14 protein-coding genes and 1 pseudogene are annotated in these 12315 nt (G+C 70.9%); 11 read left to right on the top strand and 4 right to left on the bottom strand.

Annotated features, from left to right (window positions below; genetic code table 11):
- A pseudogene (locus KZX17_RS14925) lies at positions 1-307 on the bottom strand (HNH endonuclease); the annotation flags it as partial.
- Positions 308-581: 274 nt separating this feature from the next.
- On the opposite strand from KZX17_RS14925, the gene KZX17_RS14920 reads away from it, so the two are divergent.
- The 3 genes from KZX17_RS14920 (at position 582) to KZX17_RS14910 (ending at position 3532) form a co-directional block, all read left to right on the top strand.
- Positions 582-1010, top strand: a complete 429-nt coding sequence (locus KZX17_RS14920) for a YciI family protein (RefSeq protein ID WP_248174887.1) — start codon at positions 582-584, stop codon at positions 1008-1010.
- Between the two features lie 4 nt (positions 1011-1014).
- On the top strand, positions 1015-2268 hold the full coding sequence (locus tag KZX17_RS14915) for a sigma-70 family RNA polymerase sigma factor (RefSeq protein ID WP_248174889.1): 1254 nt from the start codon (positions 1015-1017) through the stop codon (positions 2266-2268).
- Positions 2269-2353: 85 nt separating this feature from the next.
- Positions 2354-3532 carry an NAD(P)/FAD-dependent oxidoreductase gene (locus tag KZX17_RS14910; RefSeq protein ID WP_248174891.1) on the top strand — a complete coding sequence of 393 codons (1179 nt, stop codon included), beginning with the start codon at positions 2354-2356 and terminating at the stop codon, positions 3530-3532.
- A gap of 8 nt (positions 3533-3540) precedes the next feature.
- Here the strand turns inward: KZX17_RS14910 and KZX17_RS14905 are convergent, their stop codons facing one another.
- Entirely contained in the window at positions 3541-4173 is a 633-nt protein-coding gene (locus tag KZX17_RS14905; RefSeq protein WP_248174893.1) for an MBL fold metallo-hydrolase, read from the bottom strand.
- An 86-nt stretch (positions 4174-4259) separates the two neighbouring features.
- Here KZX17_RS14905 and KZX17_RS14900 point away from each other — a divergent pair, with 86 nt between their 5' ends.
- Positions 4260-5204: an alpha/beta fold hydrolase gene (locus KZX17_RS14900; protein ID WP_248174895.1), complete on the top strand. Its 945-nt coding sequence runs from the start codon at positions 4260-4262 to the stop codon at positions 5202-5204.
- A 66-nt stretch (positions 5205-5270) separates the two neighbouring features.
- On the opposite strand, the gene KZX17_RS14895 is transcribed toward KZX17_RS14900, so the two are convergent.
- Positions 5271-6125 carry a PhzF family phenazine biosynthesis protein gene (locus KZX17_RS14895; protein WP_248174897.1) on the bottom strand — a complete coding sequence of 285 codons (855 nt, stop codon included), beginning with the start codon at positions 6123-6125 and terminating at the stop codon, positions 5271-5273.
- A 73-nt stretch (positions 6126-6198) separates the two neighbouring features.
- On the opposite strand from KZX17_RS14895, the gene KZX17_RS14890 reads away from it, so the two are divergent.
- On the top strand, positions 6199-7053 hold the full coding sequence (locus KZX17_RS14890) for a MerR family transcriptional regulator (protein ID WP_248174899.1): 855 nt from the start codon (positions 6199-6201) through the stop codon (positions 7051-7053).
- Between the two features lie 24 nt (positions 7054-7077).
- On the opposite strand, the gene KZX17_RS14885 is transcribed toward KZX17_RS14890, so the two are convergent.
- Positions 7078-8121, bottom strand: coding sequence for a GNAT family N-acetyltransferase (locus tag KZX17_RS14885; protein ID WP_248174901.1), 1044 nt, complete (start codon positions 8119-8121; stop codon positions 7078-7080).
- A 128-nt stretch (positions 8122-8249) separates the two neighbouring features.
- Here KZX17_RS14885 and KZX17_RS14880 point away from each other — a divergent pair, with 128 nt between their 5' ends.
- The 6 genes from KZX17_RS14880 to KZX17_RS14855 all read left to right on the top strand — a co-directional run bounded on the left by KZX17_RS14880 (position 8250) and on the right by KZX17_RS14855 (position 12302).
- Complete coding sequence (locus KZX17_RS14880) at positions 8250-8420, top strand: CsbD family protein (protein ID WP_248174903.1); 171 nt, start codon at positions 8250-8252, stop codon at positions 8418-8420.
- Between the two features lie 135 nt (positions 8421-8555).
- A complete protein-coding gene (locus KZX17_RS14875) occupies positions 8556-9224 on the top strand; it encodes a hypothetical protein (RefSeq protein WP_248174905.1) in 669 nt (222 codons plus the stop codon).
- 60 nt (positions 9225-9284) lie between these two features.
- Positions 9285-9632: a hypothetical protein gene (locus tag KZX17_RS14870; protein ID WP_248174907.1), complete on the top strand. Its 348-nt coding sequence runs from the start codon at positions 9285-9287 to the stop codon at positions 9630-9632.
- 165 nt (positions 9633-9797) lie between these two features.
- Positions 9798-11354 carry a molybdopterin-dependent oxidoreductase gene (locus tag KZX17_RS14865; RefSeq protein ID WP_248174910.1) on the top strand — a complete coding sequence of 519 codons (1557 nt, stop codon included), beginning with the start codon at positions 9798-9800 and terminating at the stop codon, positions 11352-11354.
- A gap of 34 nt (positions 11355-11388) precedes the next feature.
- Positions 11389-11877, top strand: a complete 489-nt coding sequence (locus KZX17_RS14860; protein ID WP_248174912.1) for a molybdenum cofactor synthesis domain-containing protein — start codon at positions 11389-11391, stop codon at positions 11875-11877.
- A complete protein-coding gene (locus KZX17_RS14855) occupies positions 11874-12302 on the top strand; it encodes a molybdenum cofactor biosynthesis protein MoaE (RefSeq protein ID WP_248174914.1) in 429 nt (142 codons plus the stop codon). The genes KZX17_RS14860 and KZX17_RS14855 overlap by 4 nt, the downstream gene beginning before the upstream one ends.
- Positions 12303-12315 lie beyond the last annotated feature (13 nt).

Below are 12315 nucleotides of genomic sequence, written 5' to 3'. Positions count from 1 at the left end.
CGGCGGCCGGGTAGCCGTCGATGATGACGAGGGCGTCGTCGATGCGCCGTTGCACGGTCCGGTCCGCGACCCGCATGACCCCGCCGACTTCCGCCGCGATCGCCCGCAACGCCATGTCGTGCATCCGGACACGGGTGCCCGCTTTCACGGCCTGCGCCTGCGCCAGATGCCCCGCGGATGCGAGGATGCGCAGCTGCCGGATCTGCACCGCGGCGGCCTCGCGCTCCACCTCCGCAACGTCCGCGAGGATCCCCGCGAGCACGGCGAAGTGGTCCTCGCCGCCCGGGGTGTCCACCGCTTCCGTCATGCCTCCATCGAAGCACCGACCTCCGACATCCGTCCCTGGCCGAAACCGCCGCCGATCAGCCCTTCATTCCGCAGACCCGTCACCGGATTCGGAGATAGGCACCGGATTCGGAGCGACCGAACCCCGGCATCCGAATCAGACGACATCCTCCGAATCCGGCGACACCTCAGCACCGCGCGAAAAATCTTCCATCCCCATGTCGATTTCCCTCGCGCCCGTTCGACGCGATAGTGAGAGGGACGAACACACGTCCCCCGGAACTCAGGAGATGACCATGAAGCACATGCTGATCATGCGGGCCACCCAGGCGGCAGTCGAGCACTACGAGAACATGGATTTCGGGGCCGTGATCAATGCGATGGGCGCCTACAACGAGTCGATGATGAAGGCGGGCGTCCTCGTCGCGGGTGAGGGACTCGCGCAGGAGCCGGGCTACGTCGTCGAGTTCAACGGCGAGACGCCGGTCGTGAGCGACGGCCCCTACGGCGAGATCCACGAGCTGTTCAACGGGTTCTGGATCCTCCAGACCGCCACCGCCGAAGAAGCCATCGAGTGGGCGAAGCGGGCGCCGCTGACGCCGGGAAACAAGCTCGAGGTCCGTCGCGTGACCGACGAGTCCGACTTCGCGGACTACGCCGACAACGAGTACATCGAGAAGGAGAAGGGCTGGCGCGAGCAGCAGGCCGAGCAGTCCGCCCCGTGATCCCGTGACGAACGACACCCGGCGCGAGGTCGAGGCCGTCTGGCGCATCGAGGGCGCGCGGATCGTGGCATCCGTCGCCAAGATGACCGGCGACCTCGGCCTCGCCGAGGATGTCGCGCAGGAGGCGCTCGTCGAAGCGCTCACGGCGTGGCCGCGCGACGGCGCCCCCGCGAACCCGGGCTCGTGGCTCACCGCCGTCGCGAAGCGGCGCGTCGTCGACGCCTGGCGCAGGCGCAGTGCACTCGACGACCGCTACGCCGGCATCTCGCACGAGCTCGACGAGGTCGACAGCGGCGAGTGGGAGCCGATCGACGACGACATGCTGCGTCTCGTGTTCACCGCGTGCCACCCGGCGCTGTCGCGCGAGTCGCAGATCGCGCTCACGCTGCGCGTCGTCGCCGGCCTGACGACCGACGAGATCGCGCGGATGCTGCTGACCACCGTCCCGACGGTGCAGGCGCGCATCACTCGCGCCAAGAAGACGCTGGCGGCGGCCGGCATCCCGTTCGAAACGCCCGATCCGTCGGAGTGGAAGAGCCGGCTCGGGGCGGTGCTCGGCGTCATCTACATGGTCTTCACCGAGGGGTACGCGGCGACCGCCGGCGAACGCTGGGTGCGGCCCGACCTCGCCGACGAGGCCATCCGGCTCGGTCGTGTCGTCGCGGGACTGCTGCCGCGCGAGCCCGAGCCGCTCGCACTGCTGGCGCTCATGGACTTCCAGCGCTCGCGCTTCGCGGCGCGCGAGACGCGTGACGGTGCCCCGATCCTGCTCGCCGATCAGGACCGCTCCCGCTGGGACCGCGGACAGATCGCCCGCGCCGTCGACGAGCTGCGTCGAGCGGATGCCGCGTCCGCCGCACGCGGTGTCGGTCGCGGCGCGTACGCGCTGCAGGCCGAGATCGCTCAGTGCCACGCGGTCGCGCCGAGCGTCTCGGACACGGACTGGAGCCGGATCGTGCTGCTCTACGAGATCCTCGGTCGTCTCGCGCCGAGTCCGGTCGTCGAACTCAACCGCGCGGCGGCGGTGTCGATGGCGTCCGGCCCGGCCGAGGCGCTTGCGATCGTCGACGAGGTCGAGCGCTCCGGCGCGCTGCGGGGGTCGCACCTCATCCCGAGCGTGCGGGGTGAACTGCTGGCGCAGCTCGGACGCGTCGACGAGGCACGGTCGCAGCTCGCCGCCGCCGCGGGGCTGATCGCGAACACCGTGCAGCGGCAGGCGCTGCAGGCGAAGGCGGCGGCCCTCGGCGGGGCCGACTAACCCGGCCGTCGACCCTCCGCAACCCCGAGCACGATCACGTCGCACCCACCTACCGTTGCCCGCAACGAAGCGAGCGGAGTGTGTGATGCGGACGTACGACTATCTGATCGTCGGTGGCGGAATGGTGGCGGATGCGGCGGCCCGCGGCATCCGGGAACTCGATCCGGACGGCACGATCGGCATCCTCAGCGCGGACGTCGACCCGCCGTACACGCGTCCTGCGCTGTCGAAGAAGCTCTGGACCGACCCCGACTTCACGTGGGATCAGGTGCCGCTCGGCACCGAGGAGACGGGTGCGGAGATCCGGCTCGAGACGTTCGTGGAGTCCATCGATCGCGCGGCGAAGACGGTCTCGATCGGCGAGGGCAACGAGCTCGGCTACCGGCGACTCCTGCTGGCCACCGGGTCGAAGCCCCGCGAGATCCCGGCGCCCGACGACGACCGCATCCTCTTCTTCCGCTCTGCGGAGGACTACCGCCGCCTGCGCGAGCTGGCCGAGCGTGGCGGCCGCGCCGTCGTCGTCGGCGGCGGGTACATCGGCGCCGAGATCGCGGCTGCGCTCGTGCAGAACGGCGTCGAGACCGAGCTGCTCTTCCCCTCAGAGGTCCTCGGCGACGGCACCTTCCCGCCCGAGCTCGCCACGCGGTACGAGCAGCTGTTCCGCGACGGCGGTGTCGAGCTCGTCCCCGGGGCGCGCGTCGAGGAGGTGCGTACGGAGGGCAATCGCCTGCACGTCGTGCTCGAGGGCGGCGACGAACGTCCGGCCGACGTCGTCGTCCTGGGCCTCGGCGTCGATCCGGTCGTCGACCTCGCCGAGCAGGCCGGGCTCGACGTCGACGGCGGCGTGATCGTCGACGAGCACCTCGTCACGAGCGACGACGCCATCTGGGCCGCCGGTGACATCGCGGCATACCCCGATCCGATCCTCGGCCGTTCCCGCGTCGAGCACGTCGACAACGCGAACGAGCAGGGCGCCGCGGTCGGACGGTCGATGGCGGGGGAGCGGCTGCCGTACAGCCACACCCCGTACTTCTACTCCGCCGTGTTCGGCGTGCGGTGGGAGGCGGTCGGCACCCTCGACCCCGAGAAGGATCCGCTGGTGGTCGATCTCGACGACGAGCGCACGGTCGTCTACTACCGCGACGAGTCGGGCGCCCCGATCGGCGTGCTGCTCTGGAACGTCGAGGACGCACGCGACCTTGCGCGAGCCGTCCTGGTCGACGGTGAGACCGACGCCCAGGCCCTCCGCACCCGGATCGGGTGACGCGCGGGTCAGCGCTCGCCCGGCCGCCACGGCTCGAGGACGTGCGACAGATAGACCTCGCGAGGCGCCAGCGACAGGATCAGCCGCTGCCCCTCGGTCGTGGGTTCGTCGAGTTCGCCGTACCAGACGGCGGTGTCGCCCGCGATGACGGTGGGACCGCCCTCGCCGTCGACGACCACGATCTGCGACCCGCGCGTGTGCCCGGCTGCCGGGAGCAGCCGCACACCCCGGAGGATCTCGTGTTCCCCGCTGACCGGCTCGTACGTCACGCCGGCGGCATCCACCCACTCGCGGATGGTGTAGTCCTCGAGCGTGCGAGCGTCGTCGAGCTCGGCTTGCTGGACGTAGATCGGCGTACCTGCGAACAGATGGTTGCCGCCGCAGTGGTCGAAGTGCAGGTGCGTGTTCACCACGGCGGTGACGGTGGAGAGGTCGACATCGTGTTCGGTCAGCGGGCGCAGGCGCGGATCCATGTCGGCGACCGCAGGATGCACGCGTGTGATGCCGGTGTCGACGAGGATCCGGCCGTCTGGATGGTCGATCAGGTGGACGACGATGGGCATGACCTCGTCGTCTGCGACGAGCAGATCGCCGACGTGGATCGGGGTGATGCCGATGCCGTCGGCCGGGTCGTCAGTCATGATGCGCCTCTCTGCGTCTGCCGCAGAGGCTACGCCCGCGCGGCGACATCCGGCATCCGAACGCCATTCGGCGTCGAATCACCGGTGTGACCAGATCGCCGGGCGCCACCTCACGCGGTGCTCGGCGCCGCGCGTCGGCCCTGGTCGCGGACGGTCGGGCAGTCGGTCTGCGTCGCCGCGAGTTCGAGACGTCCGCTGGCACGATCGTCGCCCGGGTCTCGCCTCGGACCGGCGAGACCCCGACGATCCTCCTGCACGGCGCCGCCGGCTCGTGGACCACGTGGACCCCGGTCCTCCGCGCGGCGATCGCGTCCGGCGACCCCGTCCGCGACGTCATCGCACTCGATCTGCCGGGCTGGGGTGAGAGCGGAGCCGCGGCATCCGACGTCGACGTCCCCGGCCTGGGCCGCGCCGTCGTCGAGGTCGCCGACCAGCTCGGCTATGACCGGTTCGTGCTCGTCGGGCACTCGCTGGGTGGGCTGCTCGCACTCGAGATCGCGGCTCGCGCCCCTGGCCGCACCGCCGAGGTGCTGGTCATCTCGGCGTCCGGTCCCGCCGTCCTCGACGCCATCCGGCGTCCGCTGCGCGGTGGAGCCCGCCTGCCCGGCTTCGCCGGCATGCTGCTCGCCATGCGGGTGCTCTCGGCGCTGCGCGGCGCAGCCCGTCCGCTGCTGCGCGGGCTCGACCGGGTCGGGCTGCTCCGCGTGCTGAGCGCTCCGTTGTTCTCCGCGCCGCACGCGGTCGACGGGTCCGTCCTCCGCGCGCTGGCCGAGGAGATCCGGCCGCAGTCCTTCGTCTTGGCCGCGCGAGCTGCCGCCGCGTACGACGAGTCGGTCTGGCGCGGCATCCGATGCCCGGTCCGTTCGGTTCGAGGCGAACGCGACGTGTTCGTGCACGGACGCGACGCCCGGCGGTTGTCGGCGTTCGTCCCGCAGGTGACTGAGACGGTGCTGCCGGATGCCGGGCACTTCGCCGCCGTCGAACAGCCGAGCAGCATCGCGGCGATGTTCGGCGCGATCGGCCGGCCGTGATCTTCGGTGCGCGCCGGCTTCATGGTCGCCTCGGACTGCTCGGCCGACGACGACATGGAGTGACGCTCAGACGATCGGCACCGCGTAGCCGCTGACGACGATGCCGCCCTCGGGCGGAACGTCCACGATCAGCTCGCTCGGGCGACCGACATGCGCGCCCTGCTCGATGATCACGCGGCTCGGCTCCGGAACGACCCCGAGCTCGCGGAGATAGGCGCCGACGGCGGCTGCCGCCGATCCGGTGGCGGGATCCTCGGTGATGCGTCCCACCGGGAAGAGGTTCCGGGCCACGAAGCGGTCCGGCGCGAGCCGGTGCAGCACCGTGATCGTCGCGGGCCAGCCGCGCTCGTTCATCAGCACGCGCACGCGGTCCGGGTCGAAGGTGAATGCGTCGAACCCGGCGCGGTCCCGAATGACGATGATCGGATGTGGGTTGCCCGCGTTCGAGATGCGCGGCGGCAGATCGGCATCCACCGCTCCCGCGTCGACGCCGATCTCACGGAGGATCGCGTCGAGGTCATCCGCCGGGAGCTCCGTCACCACCGGTGGCACGCTCGTGAACGACGCGCGCATCCCGGTCGCGTCCGATGACACGGTGATCGCCACCGGCCCGACCGGTGTCGCGAACCGGAGCACTTCGCCCGGCTGCGCGAAGCCGCCATCGGCGAGGGCGACCGCGGTCGCGACGGTCGCGTGCCCGCAGAACGGCACCTCGGCGATGGGGGAGAAGTAGCGGACCGTCCGAGCACCGTCATCGGTCGTCCCCGTGATGAACGCGGTCTCCGCGTAATCGACCTCGGCGGCGATGCGCTGCATCCCGATGTCCTCGAGCCGGGAAGCATCGAGGACGACCCCCGCCGGATTGCCGCCGTCAGGGCGGGCGGAGAACGCGGAGTAGCGGAGGACGTCGGGGGATGCCACGACCCGACAGTACGACGGATCGATGCGAACCCGCGCTTGACCTCGCCCCAGGGGCATGGTCGAGGCTGACGATGTGACCTCGAACGACGACCTCATGACCGCCGGGCGGTTCGGTGCCTCGACGCTGCTGTCGGCCAAGGCGCTCCGGATCTACGCCGACCGCGGGCTCCTGCCCCCGCGGCGGGTCGATCCCGACACCGGGTACCGGTACTACGCCGCAGACCAGGTGCACACGGGGTGGCTCATCGGCCTGCTGCGGTCCGCCGACCTGCCGCTCGAGCAGATCGCGAAGATCGTCGAGTGCGCCGAGATCGACGAGGCCCGCGCCGTCGGACTGCTCGACGAGGCGGTCGCGGCGCTGGACCGCCGCACTGAGGCGCACCATGTCGTGCTCGGTCGAGCACGACTCCACCTGAAGAAGGAGACCGGCATGCCCGCCGTCGAGACCGCATGGGAGAGCGACCACCCCGTCCTGAGCGTGATGCGCCGGATGGCGCCGCACGAGATGGACCAGATCATCCACGACGAGGTGGCGCGGCTGCGCGACCTCGCCGCACAGGGCGGGCTTCGTCCGACCGGCGATCCGTACGGCGTCTTCCACGCGCCGGTGACGGACGACTCCGACGGCCCGCTCGAGATCGTGCAGCCCGTGGACGGCCTGATGGATGCCGGGGGCGATGCCCGCAGCTATCGGATGACCGGCGGACAGGTCGCCCGCCGCCACGCCGAGGGGCGGGAGACGGACTTCCCCGAGATCCTGGCGCTCTACGACGAGGTGTACGCGTGGATCGCCGAGAGCGGGTTCACGCCCGTCGGACCTCCCCGCGAGGTCTGGCACAACTCTCCGCGCGACGACGACCCGCTGCGACTCACGATCGTGTGGCCGTTCGGCTCGCAGCCACCCGCCTCGGGATCCCACACGCAGTGACCGCGCGCATGGTGGGCGACCGCGTCACAGGTGGCGGACGAACGCCACCACCCGCTCGGTTGCGCTGAAGCCGAGCCCCTCGTAGAGCCGGTTCGCGCCTGTGGGGGAGTCGGTGTCGACGTCGAGCACGGCGCGTTCCAGACCGTCGGCGCGGATCGCCTCGAGCGCGGCCGAGACGACGAGCGGCGCGAGGCCGCGTCGCCGGTGGGAGCGGACCACACCGATGAGGTCGATGTACGCATGGGATGCCCCGAGCGCGGCGAAGTCCTCCTCGTTGACCGACGCGAGGCAGAACGCGACGATCGCGCCCTCCGAGGTGACGGCCACGCGTGAGAGATCGGGGCGGAAGAAGTCGCCGCCGACGAACTGCTGCCAGCGCTCCTCGTTCGAGGGCAGGCTTCCCCAGTGGTCGCGGAACGCGTCGTTGCGGGCGGCGAGGGCATCCGCGTCGCGGTCCCGGTCGTACGCCACGAGCGTGATGCCGTCCGGGGCAGCGATCGGCGGGACCGCGTCCGCGAGGTCGCGCTCCATGGTCGAGAACCAGCGCTCGGGCGTGTAGCCGCGCGCAGTCAGGACGGCGGCCTGATCCGCGTTGGTCTCTTCGGCGTACGCCTTGAGCCGGCCCTCCGTGCCCCCGTCGTCGAGCGACGCCGAGGCCGCGGCGACCTGCTGCTGCGCGCGTGCGTCCAGCCACGCGGTCAGCGCGGTGCCGATGCCGCGCCGCCGCCAGTCGGGATGCACCGTTCCGCTGATGTCGACCGAGAGGAGGCCGCCGACACGGGAGGGATGCAGCGTCGCGGTGCCCGTCGCCACGAGGGTGCCGTCGGCGGCGAACCCGACGAGCGTGTCGCGGGCCGGGTCGATGTGCGAGGTCTGGAAGATCTCGGCGACGTCCTGTCGCGGCGTGAGCCACGTCGGGTGGTCGACCGCATCGGCTGCGGCTGTCAGCGCATGGATCGCGTCGATGTCCGGCGCGGATGCGGGGCGCCACGTCGTGATCTCGGGATGCGTCGGGAGGCCCGGCTCAGACGTGTGGTCGAGCCGGCGGGCGAGGTTCGAAGCGCTCACCGACCCGACCCTACCCGCGCGTCGGGTACCTCACGCCATGGCGATGCGCCACCCCCCTGGTGTCGGGGTGACGGCGACGTAGCGTGGGCGCCGGTTCGGGAAGTACCTGATCGGAAGGAGAAGCCCTCATGGGACTCGACGACAAGATCAAGAACGCGGCCGAAGACCTGACAGGCAAGGGGAAGGAGACCGCCGGGAAGCATTCCGGCGACGAGAGCCTCGAAGCCGAAGGTCGAAGCGACCAGACCAAGGCCGACGTCAAGAAGGCCGGCGAGAACGTGAAGGACGCCTTCAAGTAATCGCACCCGGTTCCGCGCCCTGTCCGCTCCGCGACAGGGCGCGGAGCTGTGTCAGAGGCGGAAGAACGATACGCCCCCGTCGAGTGCGGGGCAACCCTCGCCCGCGAACCGACCCATCGGCGGAAGCTCGCCCCCATGACGACTCACGATGACGACCGCAACGACGCGGGACGACCCAGGAGCGAGGCGGCACCGGCTGCCGAGCCCGCGCGGACGGCTGGCGCGCACACGTTGCATCACGACGTGCTCGAGCGGGAGAAGCAGGAGTTCGGCGGCTTCAAGTTCGGCTCGGCGTTTTTCGGCTGGCTCACCGCGACGGGCACCGTCGTCCTGCTCACGGCCCTCGTGGCCGCGATCGGCGGGGCGATCGGACTCAGCACGGGCACGGACCCCGGCCAGGCGGCAGAGGCGGCGACGGAGAACAGCGGCACCGCCGGCATCGTCGGCGCGGTCGTGATCGGCCTCGTCCTGCTCGTCGGCTATTTCGCCGGAGGGTACGTCGCCGGTCGGATGGCGCGCTTCAGCGGAGTGAAGCAGGGGATCGCGGTCTGGCTCTGGGCGATCGTCATCGCGGTGGTGGTCGCGATTGTGACGGCGCTCGCCGGAAGCCAATGGGATCTGCTGGGCAACCTCGACAGCTTCCCCCGCATCCCCGTGACACCCGAGGCCGCTACGCTCACCGGGATCCTGGCCGCCGTCGGCGCTGCCCTGGTTGCGTTGGTGGGCGCGGTCCTCGGCGGTGTCGCGGGCATGCGGTTCCACCGCCGCGTCGACCGAGTCGGTCTCGGTCGGGATCGGATCTGACGCGTCGGAGAGAAAGCAAGCCCCTCCCGGGGATCGCATCCGCGCCGGATCGTTCCCGCTGTGGGACGCATCACCATCGACTCGGTCACCGTCAAGCTCGACGACCGTCTGACCGCTCATCTCGAACTCGTCATTGTGAGCAAGCTTCGGCGTCACGAGTCGTTCGTGTTCACGTGGGTGAAGGACGTCACCGACGGGAGTGGCCGCGAGTCGAAATGGGTGCACCCCGGAGGGCACATCGACTTCCGCTTCGACGACCGGGCGAGGATCCCCATCAACCCGGCCTGGGTCGAGGCGCTGATGTCGTCCGCCAACTCACCGGCCGGACTGCACGTCGTCCCCGAGCCGGATGCCGCGACGGAACTCGACCCCATCGCCGCCGCTTCCTGGCCGCAGACCTCGAACTGACAGTCGGCACGGCACTCCACCACCATTCGCGCCCGAGCGCAAGAGCGAGTTCTGCGCGCTGTGAGCGGCGATGCTGAGACCAGCACGAGGCACGCACCTGTCTCGCAGCCGGAAGCCGACGCATCTGATCACGGGTCCGCTCCGAAGTACTCATGGAGGGGTGACATGACCACGCAGAGCAGACGCAAGCGATTCATCGTGTGGGCGGCCGTATCGGGCCTCGTCGGGGGAGCGGTGTTCCTCGCGATCGCGGAGCTGGCGGCCTTGCTGGTCGCACGCACCGCGAGCCCGATCCTGGCCGTCGGCGCGTTCGTCATCGACATCGTGCCGAGACCGCTGAAGGAGCTGGCCATCACGACGTTCGGCGAGTTCGACAAGATCGCCCTGCTCGCGGGACTGGGCCTTGCCGTCGTCATCGCGTCGGCGATCGCCGGCATCCTCGAGTACGTGCGCCCCCCGCTGGGCGTCGTCGCCCTCGTCCTGGCGGGCGTGCTGTCGGGCGCTGCGATCGTCACGCGGGCAGAGGCGACGATCCTCGCGTACGTGCCCCCGATCCTGGGGACCGTCGCGGCCTGCGTCGTCCTCCACCTGCTGGGTCGTCGGCTGCGCGCCTGGCGGGACTCGGCAGACGGCGACCGCGCCGAGGACGCCGGAGTCGACCGGCGCCGGTTCCTCGTGATGACCGCTGTGGCCGGGGCATCCGCCGTCATCGTCGGTGTGACCGCTCGGGCGGTGAGCGCGGCGACGTCATCGGCGGAGGCGATCCGGAGGGCGCTGAAGCTGCCGGCGCCGAGGTCGACGGTGACCGTCCCTGCGGGGGCGGAGCTCGACGTGCCTGGGATCAGCCCGCTCATCACCCCGAACAAGGACTTCTACCGCGTCGACACCGCGCTGACCGTCCCGACCGTCGATCCTGAGACATGGCGACTGGTCATCGACGGCATGGTCGACCAGCGGGTCGAACTCACGTTCCAGGACCTGCTCGACATGGGCCTCGACGAGTACGCGATCACCCTCACGTGCGTGTCGAACGAGGTCGGCGGCGAGCTCGTCGGCAACGCGATCTGGCAGGGCGTGCCCCTGCGTGACGTGCTGAAGATGGCCGGCCCGCAGTCCGGCGCCGACATGGTGCTCTCGAAGAGCGTCGACGGATACACCGCGAGCACCCCGCTGTCGGCGGTCACCGATGACGGCATCGACGCGATCCTCGCGGTCGCGATGAACGGCGAGCCGCTGCCGCCCGAGCACGGGTTCCCCGTCCGCATGGTGGTGCCGGGCCTCTACGGCTACGTCTCGGCGACGAAGTGGGTGACCGAGCTCAAGATCACGACCTTCGCGGCCGACGAGGCCTACTGGACGCCGCGCGGCTACAGCGCCGAGGCGCCCATCAAGTTCGCGTCCCGCCTGGACACGCCGAAGGGTGGCAAGCCGGTCGAGGCGGGCAAGGTGCCGCTGGCCGGTGTCGCGTGGGCGCAGACCGTGGGCATCGAGCGTGTCGAGGTCAGCATCGACGACGGCGAGTGGACGGCGGCGACGCTGTCGAAGCCGATCAACGAAGACACCTGGGTGCAGTGGGTGCTGGAATGGGATGCCACCCCCGGCACCCATTACGTGGCGGTCCGCGCGGTCAACAAGAACGGCGACCTGCAGATCGAGGAGCGCGCACCGATCGCCCCCGACGGCTCGTCGGGGTGGCAGCGGTCGCTGATCACCGTCTCGTGACCAGGGCTGTCGCTGCCGCCCCTAGGGTGATCACGTGACCTCCCTCCGCGCGTACGTGATCACCGTCTCGGACCGGTCCGCCTCGGGTGCGCGCGAGGACCGTGCAGGCCCTCGTGCGGTCGAGCTGCTCGCCGAGGCCGGCATCGGTTCTGCGGGGTCCGAGATCGTCCCCGACGGCGCCGATGCGGTGGAGGATGCCCTGCGCCGGGCCCTCGCCACCGGCGCACGCCTCGTCGTCACGACGGGCGGAACGGGCGTCGGTCCTCGCGACCGGACCCCCGAGGGCACCGAGCGCGTCGTGACCCGCGCGATCCCCGGCATCGCCGAGGAGCTGCGACGCGTCGGCATCGCCGACACCCCGCTGTCCGTCCTCTCTCGCGGCGTCGCGGGCATCGCCGATCCGGAGGGTGCGCTGATCGTCAACCTGCCCGGATCGCCCCGTGCGGTGGCCTCCGGCATCCCCGTCATCGTGTCGGTCGCGGCGCACGTCGTCGATCAGGTGAAGGGCGGCGACCACTCGTGAGCACCGTGCGGATCGCCCGCCTCGAAGAAACCGCCCTCGACATCGATGCGCACCTGCGTGCCGTGGAGGACCCGAAGTACGGCGCCGTGACGACGTTCATCGGCCGGGTGCGTGACAACGATCCGGATGCCGCTACTCCCGTCGTCGGTCTGGAGTACACCGCGCACCCCGATGCCGAACAGACCCTTCACCGCATCGCGGCCGAGGCCGGCGCCGCATCGGGCGCCGTCGTCGCCGTCAGCCACCGCGTGGGACGCCTCGCGGTGGGGGATGCCGCGGTGGTGATCGCGGTCGCGTCGGAGCACCGGGCCGAGGCGTTCGAGGCCTGCCGGGCCGTCATCGAGACGATCAAGACCGACCTGCCGGTGTGGAAGCGTCAGCTCGAGTCGGACGGATCCACGGCCTGGAAGGGCATCGGCGGCTGAGGTCAGCCGCCCG

This window comes from Microbacterium sp. EYE_78, from assembly GCF_023149035.1.
Taxonomy (GTDB): Bacteria; Actinomycetota; Actinomycetes; order Actinomycetales; family Microbacteriaceae; genus Microbacterium.
The sequence above is the reverse complement of the archived record's forward strand: the minus strand, read 5'-3'. Positions and strand labels throughout refer to the sequence as shown.